Source organism: Paenibacillus alvei DSM 29 (genome assembly GCF_000293805.1).
GTDB lineage: Bacteria > Bacillota > Bacilli > Paenibacillales > Paenibacillaceae > Paenibacillus_B > Paenibacillus_B alvei.
Window position 1 is genome coordinate 511,481 of sequence record NZ_AMBZ01000003.1, and the last position, 20,926, is coordinate 532,406.

Annotated in this window: 18 protein-coding genes and 1 pseudogene; 18 read left to right on the top strand and 1 reads right to left on the bottom strand. The window is 46.2% G+C overall.

From position 1 onward, the window contains the following. The 10 genes and pseudogenes from xseB (at position 1) to spo0A (ending at position 10,740) form a co-directional block, all read left to right on the top strand. Entirely contained in the window at positions 1 to 261 is a 261-nt protein-coding gene (xseB, locus tag PAV_RS12690) for an exodeoxyribonuclease VII small subunit (RefSeq protein WP_005546718.1), read from the top strand. After that, positions 245 to 1,168 carry a polyprenyl synthetase family protein gene (locus tag PAV_RS12695; RefSeq protein WP_005546720.1) on the top strand — a complete coding sequence of 308 codons (924 nt, stop codon included), beginning with the start codon at positions 245 to 247 and terminating at the stop codon, positions 1,166 to 1,168. Before xseB ends, PAV_RS12695 begins: the two co-directional genes overlap by 17 nt. A gap of 745 nt (positions 1,169 to 1,913) precedes the next feature. Continuing rightward, on the top strand, positions 1,914 to 2,540 hold the full coding sequence (locus PAV_RS12700; protein ID WP_005546722.1) for a hypothetical protein: 627 nt from the start codon (positions 1,914 to 1,916) through the stop codon (positions 2,538 to 2,540). Further along, positions 2,521 to 4,422, top strand: a complete 1,902-nt coding sequence (gene dxs, locus PAV_RS12705) for a 1-deoxy-D-xylulose-5-phosphate synthase (protein WP_005546724.1) — start codon at positions 2,521 to 2,523, stop codon at positions 4,420 to 4,422. The genes PAV_RS12700 and dxs overlap by 20 nt, the downstream gene beginning before the upstream one ends. Before the next feature lie 48 nt (positions 4,423 to 4,470). After that, positions 4,471 to 5,298 (top strand): TlyA family RNA methyltransferase, encoded by an 828-nt coding sequence (locus PAV_RS12710; protein WP_005546726.1) that lies wholly within the window; start codon positions 4,471 to 4,473, stop codon positions 5,296 to 5,298. 122 nt (positions 5,299 to 5,420) lie between these two features. Continuing rightward, positions 5,421 to 5,876, top strand: coding sequence for a hypothetical protein (locus PAV_RS12715; protein ID WP_040735929.1), 456 nt, complete (start codon positions 5,421 to 5,423; stop codon positions 5,874 to 5,876). Positions 5,877 to 6,003: 127 nt separating this feature from the next. Then, complete coding sequence (gene ahrC, locus PAV_RS12720) at positions 6,004 to 6,453, top strand: transcriptional regulator AhrC/ArgR (protein WP_005546729.1); 450 nt, start codon at positions 6,004 to 6,006, stop codon at positions 6,451 to 6,453. 24 nt (positions 6,454 to 6,477) lie between these two features. Continuing rightward, the gene (recN, locus tag PAV_RS12725) at positions 6,478 to 8,202 is read left to right on the top strand and encodes a DNA repair protein RecN (protein ID WP_005546731.1); all 1,725 of its coding nucleotides are present in this window, start codon (positions 6,478 to 6,480) and stop codon (positions 8,200 to 8,202) included. 121 nt (positions 8,203 to 8,323) lie between these two features. Then, positions 8,324 to 9,687: pseudogene (gene spoIVB, locus PAV_RS12730) on the top strand (SpoIVB peptidase). A 228-nt stretch (positions 9,688 to 9,915) separates the two neighbouring features. After that, positions 9,916 to 10,740 (top strand): sporulation transcription factor Spo0A, encoded by an 825-nt coding sequence (gene spo0A, locus PAV_RS12735; protein ID WP_005546736.1) that lies wholly within the window; start codon positions 9,916 to 9,918, stop codon positions 10,738 to 10,740. A 669-nt stretch (positions 10,741 to 11,409) separates the two neighbouring features. On the opposite strand, the gene PAV_RS12740 is transcribed toward spo0A, so the two are convergent. Next, complete coding sequence (locus tag PAV_RS12740) at positions 11,410 to 11,640, bottom strand: hypothetical protein (RefSeq protein ID WP_005546738.1); 231 nt, start codon at positions 11,638 to 11,640, stop codon at positions 11,410 to 11,412. Positions 11,641 to 11,706: 66 nt separating this feature from the next. On the opposite strand from PAV_RS12740, the gene PAV_RS12745 reads away from it, so the two are divergent. The 8 genes from PAV_RS12745 (at position 11,707) to PAV_RS12775 (ending at position 20,509) form a co-directional block, all read left to right on the top strand. Continuing rightward, a complete protein-coding gene (locus PAV_RS12745; RefSeq protein WP_005546740.1) occupies positions 11,707 to 11,910 on the top strand; it encodes a hypothetical protein in 204 nt (67 codons plus the stop codon). Between the two features lie 91 nt (positions 11,911 to 12,001). Continuing rightward, positions 12,002 to 12,688: a response regulator transcription factor gene (locus PAV_RS12750; protein ID WP_005546741.1), complete on the top strand. Its 687-nt coding sequence runs from the start codon at positions 12,002 to 12,004 to the stop codon at positions 12,686 to 12,688. Continuing rightward, the gene (locus tag PAV_RS12755; RefSeq protein WP_005546743.1) at positions 12,681 to 14,084 is read left to right on the top strand and encodes a HAMP domain-containing sensor histidine kinase; all 1,404 of its coding nucleotides are present in this window, start codon (positions 12,681 to 12,683) and stop codon (positions 14,082 to 14,084) included. Before PAV_RS12750 ends, PAV_RS12755 begins: the two co-directional genes overlap by 8 nt. A gap of 182 nt (positions 14,085 to 14,266) precedes the next feature. After that, positions 14,267 to 14,470, top strand: coding sequence for an efflux RND transporter permease subunit (locus PAV_RS36145; protein ID WP_005546744.1), 204 nt, complete (start codon positions 14,267 to 14,269; stop codon positions 14,468 to 14,470). Further along, on the top strand, positions 14,467 to 17,373 hold the full coding sequence (locus PAV_RS12760) for an efflux RND transporter permease subunit (protein WP_005546746.1): 2,907 nt from the start codon (positions 14,467 to 14,469) through the stop codon (positions 17,371 to 17,373). The genes PAV_RS36145 and PAV_RS12760 overlap by 4 nt, the downstream gene beginning before the upstream one ends. Then, entirely contained in the window at positions 17,370 to 18,632 is a 1,263-nt protein-coding gene (locus tag PAV_RS12765; protein ID WP_005546749.1) for an efflux RND transporter periplasmic adaptor subunit, read from the top strand. The genes PAV_RS12760 and PAV_RS12765 overlap by 4 nt, the downstream gene beginning before the upstream one ends. A 15-nt stretch (positions 18,633 to 18,647) precedes the next feature. After that, a complete protein-coding gene (locus PAV_RS34195; RefSeq protein WP_005546750.1) occupies positions 18,648 to 19,184 on the top strand; it encodes a hypothetical protein in 537 nt (178 codons plus the stop codon). Further along, positions 19,184 to 20,509: a hypothetical protein gene (locus PAV_RS12775; RefSeq protein ID WP_005546753.1), complete on the top strand. Its 1,326-nt coding sequence runs from the start codon at positions 19,184 to 19,186 to the stop codon at positions 20,507 to 20,509. The genes PAV_RS34195 and PAV_RS12775 overlap by 1 nt, the downstream gene beginning before the upstream one ends. The last annotated feature ends 417 nt before the right edge of the window (positions 20,510 to 20,926 follow it).

Genomic DNA, 20,926 nt, shown 5'->3' on the forward strand with positions numbered 1-20,926 from the left:
ATGGAAAATAAAGAGACTATTGAACAATTAAGCTTCGAAGCGGCAATGGATAAGTTGGAAGAAATCGTTGCCAGACTCGAAGGTGGAGATGCTCCACTTGAACAATCGATCGAATTGTTCCAAGAGGGAATGATGCTCTCCAAGCTATGTTCTGAGAAGCTTGAACAGGTTGAGCGCAAGATTGAGATGGTAACCGAGCAGAACGGCGAATGGAAGCGACAGCCGTATGCTACAGAGGAGACAGGTGATTCGATTGATTAATTATCAATCGGCCGGAGTATTCGTTGACTATGTAAAGCAGCAGGCGGAACGAATAGAATCGAAACTGCCTAAGATGCTGGAAAGTCAGCGCATTGTTCCCGAGCCGCTAACACAATCGATGCTTTATTCATTAATGGCAGGTGGCAAACGATTGCGGCCAATCTGTGTACTGATGGCATGCGATAGTTTGAATGGCAATACGCAAGCAGCAGAACCCGTTGCTTGTGCAGTCGAGATGATTCATACGTATTCATTGGTGCATGATGACTTGCCTGCAATGGATAATGATGATTTTCGACGCGGCAAGCCTACAAATCATAAGGTTTTCGGTGAAGCAATGGCGATTCTTGCAGGTGACGGGCTGTTGACGCGTGCGTTCCAATGTATTGTGCAGAGTACTCGGAAGCATGGTGTGCCAGCTGATGTCTCTCTCTCTATTGTCGAAGAGCTGGCTGAATTCGCAGGCATGAGCGGCATGGTCGGTGGGCAGGCTGCGGATATGTTGGGTGAGCAGGGGATTACCACATTGGATCAGCTGGAATATATCCATATGCACAAGACGAGTGATCTTATCGTCTTCTCGCTTCGTTCTGGCGGTCGAATTGCTGGCGCATCAGAGCTGCAGCTGCAGGCATTGACGACATATGGCTCGAAACTGGGACTTGCTTTCCAAATTCAAGATGATGTACTGGATATTATCGGTGACGAAACCATGCTTGGCAAACCAAAAGGAAGCGATGTTAAGAGCGGAAAAGTAACTTACCCTTACTTCATTGGCCTTGAGGAATCGAAGCGAGAGGTTGAACGCTTGACGGAAGAGGCCAAGTCTGCGATTATAAATGCTGGCTTCAACAAACCGGAGCTGCTGCTTGGAATGGCTGATTATTTGATGAAGCGGGATCATTAATTGTCGAGTATTTAACTGCTATTTATGATATAATAGGGCTTGCGTAGAGTGGTGCAGTATTCTAGTCGGCCTACCAACGTTGAAGGCGGGCCTAAAAATTCGCTAAAGGGCACATCGATGAAGTTCCTGGTGTTGGCTTTCGACGCCCAGTCGGGGGCTGATGCTGGGAGTTAAGGTTGTGGGGCGATCCACAATGGCATGTGGGCGTTGACCCCGCTTCCGCGGAGGCCCAAGTGCGTGGTACGACGCCCTCGAGCGTCGCATTACGGCTTGGGGTATGAACCTACATTGCGAGTCGCACATTGCAATTCTTCATTTTACTATGAAGCGCGATGTACGTACCCGGCTTGTTTGTAGCGTAGCCTGCCTTGAGTGAGCCTGCGGGGATTGCGGATGTGTAGATTCGGCGAGCTTCGGCCAAAGGGCGCATGAATCGTATGCCGTATGAAATCTGGCTTGCAAAAGAGGCTAGGGGTTGGTTAAAGGCTGTTCGAGGAAAACTCCTAGACTGTTCACTGGCGTGAAACTTCTTGAGGATTATAGTGTGGACTAAGTGGTAATCCAGTCTGACGCTTGGCGACAACGTCAAGATGCTCTTAAATGGAAACGGCCTGCTCGGTGACGAGGAGGCGAGCTTCTGGGAAAACCTACTGGACCTAAGCCACAGCGTTTACTTAAGAAGTTGCCACTCTCATACTTAATGTATTGATTAGTTCGAACAGTAAAGGATGGAACATCACATACAATGAAATTTTCGTTTAAACATTCCGTTCGGTGGAGCGTACTCATTTTCATCGTCACATTTGCTTTAGCGGCTGTCTTTTCCGTTGTGTCGACTTCGATGCTGGAGGGCGTTGGCTGGGGCATCGGGATGGTGATTGTACTCTTTCTCGTGCTTATCGGAGTGTTTTTTGATATGATGGGGCTATCGGCAGCGGCAGCGAAGGAGACACCGTTTCATGCTATGGCTTCAGAGAAGGTTGCTGGTGCAAAGCAGGCGATCGCGATCGTTCGTAATGCAGACCGATTCTCCAACTTCTGTAATGATGTGATTGGCGATATGACTGGGGTCATCAGTGGATCGGCCACTGCAATTGTCGTTACGAACTTATTATATTCGATGGATGCTGATTCTTCAGTAATAAAGGCAGTAACGAGCGTTGTCTTTACAGGACTCGTATCAGCATTGACGGTTGGCGGTAAAGCACTTGGCAAATCATATGCTATTCATTACGCCACACCGATCGTCCTGCTAATTGGAAAGTGTTTCTATGTGTTGGAGACGAAATTTAACATTACGTTATTCACCGTGAAACGCAGCAAATTGAAACAACGAAAGCGAGGGAAATCCCGTGCTGCTCGATCAGATTAATCAACCTAGTGACCTGAAGCGGTTGACCAAGGATCAACTAGAGCCGCTATCGGCTGAAATACGGCAATTCTTGATTGAAAAATTGGCGGTAACCGGAGGGCATTTGGCTTCCAACTTGGGTATTGTTGAGCTTACGATTGCTTTACATTATTTTTATGACAGCCCGAAGGACAAAATGTTATTTGACGTTGGGCATCAGGCCTATGTACACAAAATATTAACCGGACGCAAGGAACGCTTTGATACTTTGCGTCAATACAAAGGCTTATGCGGCTTTGTAAAGCGTGCAGAGAGCGAACACGATGTATGGGAAGCCGGACACAGCAGTACATCATTGTCCGCCGCAATGGGGATGGCATTGTCACGCGACTTGCAAGGGCAAGATAATCGAGTCGTCGCGGTCATTGGTGATGGCGCGCTGACGGGCGGTATGGCGCTCGAAGCGTTGAACCACATTGGTCACGAGAAGCGCAAATTAATGGTTGTGCTGAATGACAACGAGATGTCCATTGCGCCAAATGTAGGAGCTCTACATAATTACTTGTGTAAAATTCGCTCTGATCGTAACTATAAAAAAGCAAAAGAAGAAGTGGAACAGCTTCTAAAGAAAATTCCAGCGATTGGCGGCAAGCTTGCCAAGACGGCAGAACGTGTGAAGGACGGATTGAAATATTTGGTCGTTTCCGGAATGCTGTTTGAAGAGTTTGGCTTAAAATATTTTGGACCAGTGGACGGTCATGATATCGATAAGCTGCTAGATATCTTCCAGCAGGCAGAACGAATTGACGGACCGGTACTTGTTCATGTAGTTACTCGTAAAGGGAAAGGATATTCGCCAGCCGAGGCTGATTCTCATAAGTGGCATGGTGCAACTCCTTACAAGATTGAATCTGGCCAGCCTCTTAAATCAGTGGGGACGCCTAATTATACAGATATATTTAGCGAAGCGCTCATTGAGCTAGCTGAGCAAGACGAGCGGATTGTAGCAGTAACGCCCGCTATGCCGGGTGGTTCAGGCTTGCTGAAGTTTGAGAAGCTGTACCCGAATCGGATGATTGATGTTGGAATCGCAGAGCAGCATGCGGCAACAATGTGCGCGGCAATGGCTATGGAGGGAAGGAAGCCAGTATTTGCGGTTTACTCTACTTTCCTGCAGCGGGCGTACGATCAGGTTGTGCATGATATATGCCGTCAGCAAGCGAACGTCATCTTTGCCATTGACCGAGCGGGCTTCGTTGGACCTGATGGAGAGACGCATCAAGGCGTTTACGATATTCCGTTCTTGCGTCATATCCCAAATATGGTCATTATGATGCCGAAGGATGAGAACGAGCTGCGCCATATGATGAAGACGGCCGTCAATTACGATTCAGGGCCGATAGCTGTACGTTATCCGCGCAATGCTGTTGCCGGAGTACCAATGGACAAAGTAATGAGCCCTATTCCGATAGGAACATGGGAAACTGTCCGCAATGGCGATTCTGCAGCGGTGCTCGCAATTGGACCGATGGTGCAAGTTGCAGAAGATGCGGCAGAACAGCTTCGTAAGGAAGGAATTCGCTTGCGTGTCATCAATGCAAGATTTATTAAGCCGCTGGATAGCGAAATGCTGGCGCAGCTTGCGAAGGAAAGGCTTCCAATCATTGTTCTAGAAGAAAGTTCTGCGATTGGCGGATTGGGAAGTGCAGTGTTGGAATGGTATGCCGCACATGACATTTTTGATATGAGAGTGAAGCCTGTTGGGGTTCCAGATTGCTTTGTTGAACACGGAAGCATTAAGGAACAACGGAATGAGGTTGGATTAACGCCTGAACGGGTTGTAAAAGAAATTCACTCCATGTTGTTCGCAGCAGGCGGCAATAATCGGTTGACACGGGCTTAAATACGATGTTCGGGTTGATGAATGAATGGGAACAGACGGGAGTACAGAATGTCTATACCGAAGGAACGAATTGATGTCCTGCTCGTTGAGCAGGGATATTATACGAGTAGAGAAAAAGCGAAGGCAGCCATTATGGCAGGTCTTGTGCTGGCGAATTCAGAACGTATCGAGAAGGCTGGCATGAAGGTTCCGCGTGACGCAACAATCACAGTAAAGGGGGCCGTTCATCCTTATGTAAGCCGTGGCGGTCTCAAACTGGAAAAGGCGATTCAGCAATTTGGCTTGGATATGAAGGATTGTGTAATGCTGGATATTGGAGCCTCCACAGGCGGGTTTACCGATTGTGCGCTGCAGAACGGGGCACAGCAGGTATATGCACTAGATGTTGGCTACAACCAGTTGGATTGGTCATTGCGAAATGATGAGCGTGTGATTGTTATGGAAAGAACGAATTTCCGATATACAGAGCCAGAGGATTTAGTAGGTCCAGTTCCTGATACAGCTTCCATTGATGTGTCTTTCATATCTTTGAAGCTGATTCTTCCCCCGCTAAGCCGATTATTGGCGAAGCCAGGACGGGTCATTGCGCTTATTAAACCTCAGTTCGAAGCTGGACGGGAAAAGGTAGGCAAATCGGGAATTGTCCGTGAAGCAGACACTCATGAACAAGTGCTGCGAGATATTCTTGACTTTGCAGCTACTATCGGATTTAAGCTCGAAGGACTGACGTTCTCACCAATCACTGGCGGGGAAGGAAATATTGAATTTCTAGCTTATTGGAACGTTCCTGTACTTACGGATGAAGGAATGCCGCAAGTATCACGCGAGCTGATAGCAGATGTCGTGAAGGAGGCTCATGCTACGTTCCGTTCATAGTGGCACGTAACATGCTGTTAGAAGAAACTCATCCGGGACAAGCATCCGAGGATGAGTTTCTTTTGCACATAGCATGTATCCACAAAGTATGTATTCGTATTTGCGAACCAGGGGTGATTCTGATGGGTGATCAGTGGATCATGGGCTTGATCGGAATTGGTTTGGCTGTATGGATTGGATATGCAATACGACACTACATGCGTACACCTGAAGCGATGGAAAATGTGTGCTTGACTGAACGCTATCCGCAGGATGATGAAGTTATTTCTTTGCTGGAGTCGGCTGGCTATGAGATCATTGGCGGCAAATATTATGTGCCAATCCAGCTTTATATGGATGGAGAAGAGCTGGAGCAAACGAAATTATGGATTGATATGATCGTCAAACGGGAAGAACAATGGTATATTGTTCGTATCACACGCGAACGGATGCAGTTAGATTGGAGCTCTAGCGCGATCCGCAGACAATGGGGAGCCTACTTCGCGGCATATCCGGAATGTGATGGGCTGCTTGTCGTGGATATGGCAGAGCGGCGTATTCGTATGCTTCAAATCGAATTTGGGGATGCAGAGTCTTAAACCGATATGGTGAAAAAGAACCTTTTGTCTAGGTTATGAGAGTTTCCTTTGATTTGAGGCAGGACGATAGAAAGTGAAGTTAAATTATGGTCATGAAAGATTGTTATAGACAGTATGGAGGGCATTCATGAAAGGACAACGACATATTAAAATCCGAGAAATTGTAATGAACAACGATATTGAAACACAAGATGAACTGGTAGACTCGCTTCGCAATGCGGGGTTCCATGTTACACAAGCGACCGTCTCTCGAGATATGAAAGAATTACATCTCATAAAAGTGCCAATGGATAATGGGCGATATAAATATTCGCTTCCTATCGATCAGAGGTTCAACCCTGCTCAAAAACTGAAACGGTCATTACTTGACAACTTTGTTAGTGTAGACAGCGCTGAAAATCTGGTCGTCATGAAGTGCTTGCCAGGTACGGCTAATGCGATAGCAGTGCTTATGGATTCGATTGAATGGCCCGAAATTATGGGGACGGTATGCGGTGATGATACAATCCTAATTATATGCCGTACGAAAGAACTGAGCCAAAGTGTTGTTGATCAAGTGATGAGTTATATTTCATAAGTGTTCTTCCGGGAGGGGTTCTTCTTGCTAGTAGCTATATCCATCCGCAATTTGGCGGTCATTGAATCGGTACAGCTGCGGTTTCATCGTGGATTTCATGTTCTGACAGGGGAAACGGGCGCAGGGAAGTCGATTATTATTGATGCTTTAGGCCTTATCGGAGGAGCAAGAGGATCCTCCGATTTTGTGCGGTACGGATGTGATCGTGCAGAGGTGGAGGCATCATTCGATCTTGCAGATGATCATCCAGTATGGGAGGCATTATCCCGCTTAGGGATTCAAGGAAGCAGTGAAGAGCTTCTCATTATTCGAAGAGAGCTTACTGCACAAGGCAAGAGCTTGTGCAGAATCAATGGTCAAATGGTCAATCTGACCATGCTGCGTGAAATTGGCGAGCTGCTTATTAATATTCATGGGCAGCATGAGCACCAATCTTTATTGAAGGTTGAGCGGCATTTGGATTGGCTTGATGCGTATGGCGGTGAAGAGGTAGCGACACTCAAGCGTAAGTATCGTGATGATTACGGCTGCTTTATGGCTCTGCAGCATGAACTAAATCAGTTGAAGGAAACAAGCCAGCAAGCTTACCAAATGCTTGATCTGTATCGGTTCCAGATTGAGGAGTTGCGCAATGCTCAGCTGCAAATTGGTGAAGATGAATCATTATCGGAAGAAAAGCGCAAACTAGCCAATGCGGAGCAACTTATGGATCATGTGAATGAATCCTATGAACGCCTATATGGCCAAGGTGCGATGGATTCCGTCAGTGTTGCGATCTCCAAACTTGAAGATGTGCTCATGTACGATACATTGAAATTCCAGCCGATTATCGAGCAAATGCAAAACGCCTACTATCAGCTTGAAGATGCGGCTTATCAGCTGCGTGATTATCGAGAAAACATTGAATTCAATCCTGAACGTCTCGAACAAATTGAAGATCGGTTGGATCATTTGACTTCCTTGAAGCGCAAGTACGGCTCGACCGTTGAGGAAATGCTTGAATATTTGGCCAAGATTGAATCAGAAGCAGACAAGCTCGAACATAAGGATGAGCGGATAATGAAGCTGGAAGCCGAAACACAAGAGCGTCTTGGCAAACTTGCGAAGCGGGCACAAGCGCTTAGTGATTCTCGACGTAAGCTGTCACTGGAATTGACGAAGCGAATTGAGGCGGAACTGCAGCATCTTCATATGGAACGTACTCGGCTTGATGTCCGTTTGGATCGACTGCAGGATGGGCAAGGCGGGCATGAAGTCGATGGCGTGTCTGTTCGCTTCACGAAAAACGGATGGGATGATGCAGAGTTTCTGATTTCACCGAACCCTGGTGAGCCGCTGCGTCCACTCCATAAGATTGCATCTGGGGGCGAGTTGTCCCGTATTATGCTCGCCATGAAAACGATATTCGCTGAGGTTGATCGCATTCCAGTACTTGTGTTCGACGAAGTGGATACCGGTGTAAGTGGACGCGCTGCACAAGCGATTGCTGAGAAGCTTGCTGAGGTGTCCCGGAGCGGGCAAGTATTTGCTATTACGCATCTTCCTCAGGTTGCATGTATGGCTGATCATCAATATTACATTGAGAAGCAGGTTCGGGATGAGCGAACATCCACGCAGGTGCATGAATTGGAGGACGAAGGGCGTATTGCGGAGCTCGCACGCATGCTTGGCGGGGTAGAAGTAACGGAAGCAACCTTGCATCATGCTCAAGAAATGCTTGAATTGGCTGAACGTCAAAAAGGTGCGTAAATACAAGGGATTGAGGAATCATTTTCACTTATAAAACGTAGGGGCCGGGGATACCTTAAAGTTACGAAATGGGCACGTCTCTTTTCGTCAAGCTTCCGTAAACAAAGGAGTGTGACCACCTTTGAACCCCAACGTCAAACGACTGCTTGGCCTAATGCTCGTCATTCTTGTATGCTTAAGCACCACCACAACATCATTTCGCACGTACGCGGCACTGCCGAATCAGTTGAGGTTATTTGAAGGACAGCAAACGAAGCTCGATCTCGTTATGCCTGTTTCGGCTTCAGCTACGGTGGATCGGCCGGATATTTTGCGTGTGAATGGCGAGAATCGGCCTACATTTCAGTTGTCGCCAAATCGTCCAATTTCTTTGCAATCTGCACAATCTGGTCAAGCAGAGCTGAAATTAAAGCTATTCGGTGGTATACCGCTCAAAACACTGAAAGTGAATGTGGTACCGAATCTGCGTGTTATTCCCGGAGGCCAAACGATTGGCGTTAAGGTAAAGTCAGCAGGCATTCTCGTTGTCGGTCATCACCTTGTTAAGATCGAGGATGAGCGCAAAGTATCTCCAGGAGAAGAAGCAGGTGTTCGACTTGGTGATCTGATTATGAGTATGAACGGCACACGATTGAACGATGTAAGCAAGGTTGCGGATATTGTAAAGCAAGCTGGAGAGAACAAACGTCCTATTGATCTTGTTATTCGGCGCGGTGATTCCGAAGTAAAGGCGCAGCTGACGCCTGCTTATGATCAAGAGGATAAAACTTGGCGGCTTGGCTTATATATCCGTGATTCTGCTGCTGGTGTCGGTACCTTGACTTTCTATGCGCCAGATCAAGGCGTGTACGGTGCGCTGGGCCATATTATTACGGATATGGATACACAGACTCCGATTGTAGTGGGACAAGGTGAAATTGTTCAATCCCATGTAACGTCCATTTCGAAAAGTCAAAATGGAGAGCCAGGCGAAAAACGTGCTCAATTTGTTAAGGAAAGTCGTGTGTTAGGTAATATTGAACGCAATACTCCGTTTGGTATTTTTGGCAAGATGGTATCGAACCCTGAACATAGTGTATATAAAGAACCGATTCCTGTTGCATTTCGCGAAGAGGTAAAGGTCGGGCCTGCTGAAATGCTGACTGTTGTCAATGGCCAGCAGGTGGAGCGATACAAAATTGAAATCGTCCATGTGACGAAGCAATCTGCTCCTGCGACGAAAGGAATGGTCATTCGTATAACAGATCCACGCCTGCTGCAAAAACCGGAGGCATTGTGCAAGGGATGAGCGGCAGCCCAATTATTCAAGATGGGAAATTGATTGGTGCAGTTACGCATGTATTTGTGAACGATCCAACCTCCGGCTATGGATGCTTCATCGAATGGATGCTGCAGGACGCGGGAGTTGTTCTGGCCACACCACAATCTATGAATGAACAAGGGAAGGTTCACGTTAATCGTGATCCTTCTTTTTCTTTATTTTAACCGTAATCATCGCAATCATCAGGATATGTCGAAACGATACGAATGATTTCGAAAACTGTTGGATTCTTGGACAAATTATTAATTATAATAGAAAAAATTTAAAAATAAAGAAAAAAGTTTTCGACAGAAGGAATTTCATCTTTGATGTCGAATAATATGATCTGGAAGCGATAAATACCAAAACGGTTACTATCGTTGTGTGAAACTTTGACAAGGGAGGATCCCAAGTTGCAAAAGATCGAAATATTGTTAGCGGACGACAACAGAGAATTTACAAATTTGTTGGCTGATTTCTTATCCGAACAAGACGACATGGTCGTCACTGGTGTCGCCTATAATGGTGAAGAGGTGCTCCAATTCCTTGAGCAGACGAGAGCGGTGCCTGACGTGCTCATTCTCGATATTATTATGCCTCATTTGGATGGTTTGGGTGTTCTTGAGCGCTTGCGCAATATGGAGCTGTCCCCGCAACCGAAGATCATTATGCTCACAGCCTTCGGGCAAGAAAGCATTACGCAACGTGCGGTTCAACTTGGTGCATCCTATTACATACTGAAGCCTTTCGATATGGACATTTTGGCGAATCGGATCAGACAGCTGGCTGGTGTTTCATCCAATACGGCAGTCACTGGCGGCTCCGCTGGTAATTTAATGACGTCATCCGCTTCGAAGTCGAATGTCGTACCGTTAGGTAAATCCAAAAATTTAGATGCGAACATCACGTCGATCATACATGAAATCGGGGTTCCTGCGCATATTAAGGGATATCAGTATTTGCGCGAAGCTATTACGATGGTGTACAACAACATCGAAATTTTGGGCTCAATCACGAAAACGTTGTATCCAGCAATTGCGGAGAAATATAAAACGACACCGAGCCGTGTTGAACGAGCAATTCGTCATGCTATTGAAGTGGCTTGGACACGCGGCAATATTGACAGCATCAGCCGCCTGTTCGGCTACACAATCAACATCAGCAAGTCGAAGCCTACGAACAGTGAATTCATCGCGATGGTTGCTGACAAGCTGAGAATTGAGCATAAGGTAAGTTAACGGATAGGTTAAATCGCTGATTATCTCGCCGTACCTCGCCAGACCGCGAACAAGTATATCCAGTAAGCTGCTTGATTATCGCTTGAACAGCCGTCCGGTCATACGTGTAGGGAAGGATAGGGGCGCGGGGGAAATATAAGGGTTAGAGCAATCATTCATGTCAACAAGTACCGTGTCCGCAATCACCGAGCGTTACATTAATATGGCTGGAAAATAACTTATCTAGACTTACAAATAAGATTTAATATAGCGCATCGGAATAGAAATGCGCTATTCCCCCGCGTGCAGATTGAAACATGATATATTCCTAGCGATGAAAACGATGCGAGTAAGAGTATTGATGGACTATATATCTTATCTTTGCCGAGCGTATTAGCGTGAAGGCTTGTCATGTTCGAAATGCCGAGAATGTTAAGATGGTCGCCGAGGATAACATAGAACTTCGCTAGTTAGAAGCTCTCGCTGCTCTCGAAAATAAACGAATAGCAATCGATCAAGCTCACGAATATATGCCGTGGGCTTTTTCTTTTTCTTGTGAAAGGGGAGACGAGAATGTGAAAGAGGTCGGAAAAAACAGAAAGAGGAATGCTACGAATGTTGTGTTTAATGAACGGTTGAAACCGACTGATCAAGAGTCCTCAGCCGGTTTCGTTTTACGAAAGAGTATTGTTACTTTGCGACGTGAGCTTCGCCTGTTTCTGGATCAATTAAAACAGGCTTGTTTACGTGAATGCTCGATGGCCGTCCGTCTTTGTAGTCGTAGCGTTTAGCAATTGTACCGTCTGAGTATGTAGTCGTTATTATTATTGCGTCTTCTGTATACTCAGGTGTTGAGATCACGTAGTCAGGCGTTGGATGTCTAAACGCTGTGTTTCCTGAAATTTTGTCAACGGGTTTCAAATCGATCACCTCCTTTTATGATGAATATTCACGACAGGGGAAATAAGTCCTTTAAAGGGGGAGTTTATGAAAAATACGCTAACTTATCGAATGCACTATCGATATATCCGATTCACTGGCGGAGCTTGCCGCGGTAATCTCGTGACTCTCACGGAGATTGAGGCAAGAGAATCCGCGCTGGAGAAATCTCATCCTTCTAGATTAGAATTTACAAAAAACACAAACGTAAAAGAGAAAAAGCGTCTGCCGTACAGGGAGACGCTTTTTTAACAGATTGTAAGGTAAGGATGGAAGATGGAGTGGTGATATATTACAATTAACTTATTGAAATATGTTCCAATTCAAAGGAGAATATTTTGTCATGAGAACAATATTGGTTGCAGATGATGATGAAAATATAGTTGAACTAATAGGATTATATCTTCGAGCAGAAGGATTTCATGTCATTGAAGCACGGGATGGGATAGAGGCGCTTCGGCATATGGACACGGAACGTGTGGATCTTGTTATTTTGGACATCATGATGCCATCTATGGATGGTTGGGAGTTGTGCGCTGAACTGCGCCGTCAATATCCGGATCTCCCAATTCTTATGGTAACGGCAAAGGGGGAACCGGGGCAGAAGGTAAGAGGGTTCCAATTAGGAACCGATGACTATATGACAAAGCCTTTTGATCCAATGGAACTGGTTATGCGTGTCAAGGCACTGCTGCGTCGTTACCGGATCGCATTCTCGCAGGTCATACAGCTTGGACCTCTGCGGTTGGATCGAAGCAGCTACAAAGTGATGAGTGAGAATGATGAATTAGCCATTACATTGCCGTTGAAGGAATTTGAGCTTCTCTTTAAGCTAGCAAGCTGCCCTGGACAAATTTTAACGAGGGAACAGCTTATACACGATATATGGGGCATCGATTACACCGGAGACGATCGAACCGTAGACGTACATATTAAGAGGCTGCGCGAGCGCTTTGCCGACTACTCGGAGATCTTCAATATTGTGACTGCCCGCAGTCTCGGATATCGAATCGAGGTTTCCCATGATTAAAACCTTGTATGTTCAAGTTGTGCTTACCTTCATGGTGGCGCTTATCATTGGAATAATAGCCGCATTTTCTGTGTCTGGACTGTTGTTTCAGAAGGAGATGGAGGAGGTATCTTATCGTGAGCTGACGAAGCTTGGCGAGGATTTGGCGAGATTGCGATCAACCATGTCTGCCGAGCAATTCGAGAATTATGTGATGTCGCTTCAATCGCTCGATACATATCAGGTTCATATTATGAACAGCCAAGGAAAGACTGTTTTTCATCGTATCCCCAAGCATCGAAAGGTTTATTCGATCAAGGAGGAACAGCTCGCAAAGGTGCTCGCTGGAGAAAGAGTTCGTGATATTTCAAACACTGTTGAGCAAGAGCCGGTTATCGGAATTCCGATTCAGGTCGATAACGAGCGAGAGGCATTATTTATGCAAATGTCAATTGGCGGTATGGATATCATCGGTCGGTTTATACTTATGGTTCTGGTTGTGGTGCTGGTGGTGGGAAGCATCTGTTTTGTTATTGCAGCGCAATATGTCGTTCTTCCGGTTAAGCGGATGACAGCCGCAACAAGGAGAATGGCCAAGGGAGATTTTACGACAGAACTTCGCATCAAGCGTAAGGATGAAATTGGCGAGCTGGCGGATAGCTTTAATAATATGGCGAAAGAGTTGAATCAGCTCGAACAGATGCGGCAGGATTTCGTATCGAATGTATCGCATGAGATTCAATCTCCGTTAACCTCCATTCTAGGCTTCGCTAAAGCGCTGAAAAATAACGTGGTTCCTGAACCAAAGCGAGAGCGGTATTTGCAAATTATTATGACGGAAAGTGAAAGGTTGTCTCGGGTCAGTGAAAATCTGCTGCAGCTTGCCTCACTTGAGTCGGATCACCACCCAGTAAATATGAGGGCTTACTCGCTGGATGAACAGCTGCGTAGGATTGTAGTAGCATGTGAGCCACAATGGAAGGCAAAGTCGCTGCAGATGGAATTGCATCTGGAGCCAGTCACAATTGTTGCGGATGAAGATCTGCTAAGTCTCGTGTGGATGAATGTCATAGGCAATAGTATGAAGTTTACTCCTGAACATGGATCGATTACCGTTACCTTGTCCGTATCGGCAGATGGTGCAATTGAAGTAAGTATCCAGGATACAGGAATCGGTATCCCTGAGCAGGATATGAGCAGAGTATTCGAACGTTTCTATAAGTCGGATCGTTCTCGTCGAAGAGACGGCAACGGCAGTGGCTTGGGACTGGCCATCGTATATAAGATTGTTTCCCTTCATCATGGTACAGTCGAGCTGGTGAGCAGTATTGGTCAAGGAACGAAGGTAAAGATAGCATTACAAATTGGACCAGAGATGGTCTCTGGAAAAAGCAGACATGAACTCTCTTATATATAGAATTGAATCGAGCCATAGACACGGAGAACCGTAGATATGGCTTTTTTGCATGAAATCCGGTTAAAAATTTTTTGTGCAATATTCTCCCAGTTCATACTCCGTTCATATTTCCTTGTTAGGGTATATTCTAAGCCAGCGCATGGGAAGATGGTGTCGTAAAGGAGGAGGCAAAGAGAGCCATTATGAATTCATTGATTCGTTTTTCTATGAAAAATGTGGCTGCGGTTTTTATTATGGTAGCCATGCTGTTCGGGGGAGGATTTTATGCAGCGACAGGACTGAAAATAGACAACATGCCCGACATTTCGTTCCCGGTAGTCATGGTGACTGCCCAATATGCCGGCCCCCCCGCAAGACGTAGTGGAGCAGGTGACGAAGCCGATTGAAAAAGATTTCCGGCTTGGAACGAGTAAAATCAATATCATCGACCTCCAGCGATCAGACCGCCTCCATTTTTGTAATGTTTGAGGAAGGCGTGAATCCGGAACGGAAAAAGGACGATATCGAAAGCTTAATTCAAGACATTGCATTTCCCTCTGGTGTAGAGCGCCCACGTGTGTCCACACTTGGAATGGCCTCAATTCCCTCATACTATTTAGCGGTGTATGGAGAGGGAGGAATCTCGCAATCTCAATTGGAGCAGCATTTTACGAAGACGATTAAGCCTGGATTTCAAGCATTAAGAGGATTGGATCATATGGATATTATCGGTGCCAGAAGTACACAGTTGAATATTAAACTCGTTCCAGAGCGGCTGCGGGCATATGGATTATCGCCTGTACAGGTGTCGGAAGCAGTGCGCAATATTTTGGCATCAGGGCCTGCTGGGACGGTGGAACTGGATGGTAATACATTATTGGCTCGCATGAATAATGGGTTATCCAGCATCAAGCAGTTGGAGGATATTTCATTTCAGACACCGCAAGGAGAAAACTTACGGCTGGGAGAACTGGGCAGGATTGCCGAAATTGCAGAATCCAAGTTCATGGCCAGGCTGGATGATCAACCAGCTATCGGTATCTTGCTATATAAGGCAAGCGGCGCTAATGCAGTCGAGTTTTCCTCTGGGGCAGATCATTTAATGGAACAATGGAAATCAGAGCTCGAAGGTGTAACCTTTAAGAAAATATATAACTATGCAGACGAAGTGAAGCAATCAATAGGTGGTCTTGTGCGCGAGGGATTAGTTGGGGCTTTGCTTGCATCACTTATGATTTTGATCTTCCTGAGAAATATGCGCATGACCCTAATTGTACTTGTCTCCATCCCGCTCTCCGTACTTATTGCACTTCTGCTTATGAAATGGATGGACATCTCCCTAAATATCATGACGCTTGGTGGCTTGTTTATTGCGATTGGGCGTGTTGTTGACGACAGTATTGTCGTTATCGAGAATATTTATTCCAAGCTGCAACGGGCCGAGGAGCGCAATGAATCGGTTATTGCGATTGCGACTAAGGAAGTGGCCAATGCCATTACGTCTTCCACTCTTACAACGGTAGGTGTTTTTGCACCGATTGGCATGCTAAGCGGGCCGGTAGGACAATTATTCCGCCCATTTGCCATTACTTTGGCATGTGCTTTAATGGCATCACTCCTCGTCGCTTTGACGGTCATTCCGATGCTGGCAAAGCTGCTTGTATTGAAGCAGGCTAATGTCAAGGGTCACGAGCATGCTAGGCCGTCTCGAATCACGCTTGGCTACCGAAGAATTTTAGAATGGTCGCTCAATCACCGCATTAAGACATTGTTTATTTCGATTTTGCTATTCATCGTTACAATGGTAGCGCTGGTTCCACAGCTTTCCTTTACCTTCATGCCAGAAGGGAAACCACCGAGACAGTTCTTCTTTACAATTAAGCTTCCCTATGAGAATTCCCTAAAGGCAACGGACAGTGTGATGAAACAATTAGAGGCGGAGCTGCGTGCCGCTAAGGACGCTCAGAATCGCCCATTGTTCACGTTCATTGAAACGTTGGTCGGTTATGGTGGAGATCCAAATCCGATGCCGTATATGGCTCAAATATACACAGAAGTGAATGAAGAGGCTGATGTGGATTTAGTGAAGCGCGAATATAAAGCGAAGCTGGAAAAGTTCATGCCTGCAGGCTCAGAGCTGGATACCCGTACTTTGACTGGAGACGCGGGCGCTGCTCCTGATTTCACTTATGTATTGTCTAGTGAAGATGCTGTACAGCTAAGACAGGCCGCAGCAATTATCAAGCAGGAAATGAAGCAATTTCCGGAGCTGTCCGAAATCAAGGATACGTTAAGTGAAGCGTCATCAGAAGTTGTAATTAACGTCGATCCGCGTAAGGCCAGACAATTCGGCTTGACCCCAGCTGTCGTACAGAATACGCTCCAAACGTGGCTGTTCCAGGATAAGATTGGTGAATATCGATATCAGGAAGGGCTGCTGTCTACAGTAGTAGAAACGGAAAAGGGGCTGCACAATGATTTGAGCGCAGTAGGTCTTATTCAGTTGAGAACACCGACACAAGATACCGTAACAGTGGCGGACATTGCGGATATTAAACGAATACAGTCGCCTGCCTCTATCAAACGCGATGAGCAAAAGCAGGTTATCAATGTTACGGCCAAAATCATCGGTCAGAACAAAGGTGGAATCAGTGCGCAGGTGGCTGCTGAATTGGATCTTATTCAGCTCCCGGAAGGCGTCGGACGCTCTGTAACAGGTGTTAGCGCGGATATAGGAGACAGCTTTAGCCAATTGTTCGTGGCCATGGTCGCAGCGGTTTTTGTTGTCTACTTGATCATGGTGCTTACGTTCGGTAACGCGACCGCGCCATTTGCGATTATGTTTTCCTTGCCATTTGCGGCCATTGGGGGCGTACTTGGACTGTTCGTTACTAATGAGTCGATCAATATTACTTCTCTCATCGGCTTCATGATGCTGATCGGTATCGTGGTGACAAACGCGATCGTATTTATTGATAAGGCACAGCAGCTAAGAGAACAAGGATTAGATATCCGTCAATCTCTCATTGAGGCTGGACTGTCACGCCTGCGGCCAATTATTATGACGGCAGGAGCCACGATTATGGCACTGCTTCCACTGGCATTTGGTTTCGGACACGGAACCCTTATATCACGTGGTCTAGCCGTTGTCGTAATCGGTGGTTTAACGGTGTCTACATTGCTTACTCTTATCGTGGTTCCGATCATTTACGATATGATTGCCCGGCGCCATAAAAACAAAATGCAGCCGCTTGATCAGATTGGAACTGGCTCGGCGCTGCCAAATGAAGGGAAGGGGACTTCATCATGAATCAAGCACATGTAAGGAGCATGAAAGTACTGCTTATGTTGATGCTTGCGGGTACGGTTATGGGAGTGGCCGGTTGCTCTGCTTCGGAGCCGGGGGATGGACTCGAAGCGATAAATGAACAACAGACGAAATCGACAGTAGGAGAGGTTAAGACGGCCGTAGTGACAAAGCGCACAATGGGGGCTGTACCTGAGATTGTCGCCGATATTGTTCCGTCTGTTACGATAGACATCGTAGCAAAGGGAAGTGGAGAAGTCGTTGCGGTGCAGAAGAAGCGCGGGGATCAGGTGAAGCATGGAGAAGTGATCGCTCGAACAGATGTGGCGCGTGTGATTTCTCAGAAAAATCGTGCTGAGCAAGCGTTGCAAAACGCCAACAAGCTGCTGGAAACTTCTCGTGCCACTAAACGTGTCGACTTGAATGAAACACGCTTATCGATGACAAAACTGGAGGAACAGATTGAAGAACAGACAAAGGCACTCAATAAGCTGAAAAACGGATATGATGAGGGCACCGTGGAAAAGGCGGCTGTCGAACAGTCAGAACTCCAGCTTAAAAATACCAAGTTTGATCTGCAAGTATTGAAAATGAAGCTGGATACAGCAGGAAGACTTACAGGGGATATAAGCGCAGAGGAGCAAATCTCGGCAGCGGAGTACCAATTGAAAGAGGCGCAATTTGCGATTGCAGATGCTGAGGTTAAGGCACCGACTGATGGCATTTTGACGGAATGGACGGCTGTTGCAGGGATGAATGTGGCGCCAGGCACGAAGCTGGGCCGGGTAGCGAATGTGCATACAGTACGAGTCCAAGGGAAATTGTCGGAAGATATGCTGCCACTGCTTAATGGGAAAAAGAAGTTGACTTTTTACATGTCGGGTAAGCCGGAGAAAAGTTATTCCGGAACCATTTCATATTTATCTTCTGTCATGGATATGGATACACGTACGTATGCGATAGAGCTAATGGCAGATAATGCGAAACTCGAATTGAAAGCGGGCATGAAGGTTCAGATCGTGCTGGCAGGAGAAAATGAGCGCAAAGTGCCAGTGGTTCCGTCAACTTCTGTCGTACGAGAGCAAGGCTCAGCCTTTGTATTCATATACCAAAATGGTAAGGCAATCAAGCGTCCTGTTACGCTTGGCACGCTGGAGGATGCAATATATCCGGTAGTTGAAGGATTGCAGGAGGGAGAATCCATTATTATCTCAGGCCAGCACCAGTTGAAGGACAAACAACAGGTGCGGCTTGTGAAGTAGAGGGGTTGACGTGACATGAAGCAGAAAACAATTCAGGCTATTGCTTTTGCCGCACTGTGCGGAATGATTATCGGTACGCTACCAACTAGTGCACTCGCCGTTGTGAAGGAAGGAGGCAAGCCTTCTAATACAGTGAATCCGGCTAAATCGCCTTCAAACGCCATTACTACGAAGCCTATTCAGAAGCAGGTGCCGAAGGCTCAGGATTACTGGAAAAATAGATTTCGAGTAAAGATCGAACTAACTGATGTGATTAACAGTGTAACGGACAAAGGGAAGCAGGTTGCCACCACGATGAAGGTCAAAAATGAGTCAGGAAAAAGGCTTCGGATGCCCGATTACGAACTATATGTGCAGATGGACAATAAGAAGGAATATGCCATGATAGCTAGCGAGAGCAATGTACGGGTGCTGTCTCAGGGCGAGGTGGCAGAGTTGCGCTGGATGAGCAATGTAGTTGCAGATGCAGATGATACAGCCACTCCTGTCCGCTTTATATGGAAGGAAGTGAATCGTGAGGTATATCCAAAAAAGAAACCATCGTCACGGTAATGGATATAAAGCAGCCTGCATGGGAGAATGATTATTCTCCAATTACTGACCCCTCCATGATTAAGGAGTGGGGGCAGCCTTTCCAACTGCAATCATTGTCGAAATCATCAATGCTTACGTACACACCGATCAGTATAATGAAAAGCTCAGGCAAACCAGCGCAAGCAGCAGAACGGTTCAAGGAAAAGCTGGAGACGGTTCACGTCGTTACATTCCGTGTCGTAAATAGGAATAATATACGTGAAAATGTGCCTGATATTAAGCTGACAGCATGGTCGAACAACGATCTGTATCAGAGCAAAAAGCTGGGAAAGGCTCCTGAATCGCTTATGCCGGGTGAAAGCGCAACGCTCCGATACGCGGTAGAGACAGGGCCGAATACAGTGCTCACAGGCTTGAAGCTTTTAACGTCCGAGTCATTCCTTCCACCTGGCTCAACTGATCCGACCAAAGCAGCAACCTATCAAGTAGGCCGCCTTTTTATTACCATTCCGAATCAAGGAACGAGTAAAGTCGTACCGACCGATTATAGACTGAGGGATCAGCTTAGTTTCAGTGACGCTTCGGAATTATTCCCGGTAGGTTTGAATGTATCGATGGAAGAGGAAACGCTCCTTGAGAACAAAGAGGCTGGCTTCAAAGCTCTGCTTCTTCGTTTCAAATTCGAAAATAAAAGCAGTTCCTCGGTCACAATACCTTCTTATCAATTTGAGGTAGAGGATAAGAATGGCTCTAGATTTGGCGGTGAACGCCTAGGTACCAAGGTGGACAAAAAATCGCTGCTTCCTAACGCTGCTGTTGTCGAGTCACATATGTTCGTATTGCCTGATGTCGGGAAGGAGCCAGAATTTTTGCTGCATGTCATAGACAATCGTGAAGAGAAGGACTATCCTTTCATAGTAGATACATTCCGATTCAAGACGAGCTACGATAATACAGGCGACTTGCTGTTTGATATGTATCCATTCCAGTTGAAGATCAACGATTGGGAAGGAAAATGGCTGCGAGGCGGTTCTGAAACGTCTGGGTCGACAGCATATGCCTTAAGACTGAAACTGAATATCATTCGGGCGAAGCAGGTAATGACTGATCCGAGCTTATCGAAAATCAAGCTGGAGTTAACTGATCATAGCGGACGTATGCTCGGCTCTAAACTGTTCTCACTTGTTGAGGAACCGTTGTTGAGGGAAGGGGAACAGAACATCATTTTTGAGAACATTGATATGATAGGCGTGAAGTATCCGGTTATGGTCAGCTTCTATGAAATGCTTGATACGCCTTATGGGCCAGTGAAGCGATTCTTGGGTAAAGTCATACGAAGTTGATCGTTTGAAGCATATGAAAATAATAAAGCAGGGTTAGAGAAGCAAGACTGCTCTAACCCTGCTTTGAATTTCTATAATAAAAGTTGACGGAGCAATAGAGGTTTAGAGGTTCTCATTTGAGCGCCAACACTTGTCCACGTGAAGAAATACCTAAATAGACCTGTTATTCGCCGAATCTTTTTAAGCTTTCGAGGAAATCTCCGACCGACAGATCGCTTATTTGATCGAGCAGATTGTCCATCTGTGTTTTTTTGCGAAGAGAGCCGACGAGCAATATTTCAACTGCCTGATCACGGTCTACGAGAACAGATTGTACCTTCAAGGAATTCGTTAGTAATGCAGCGATAACTGCAATTTGGTCAATGCTTAAGTTAGGGCAGTTGGCCTTTTTTTACTGTTTTTTAGAGTTACCGTTTC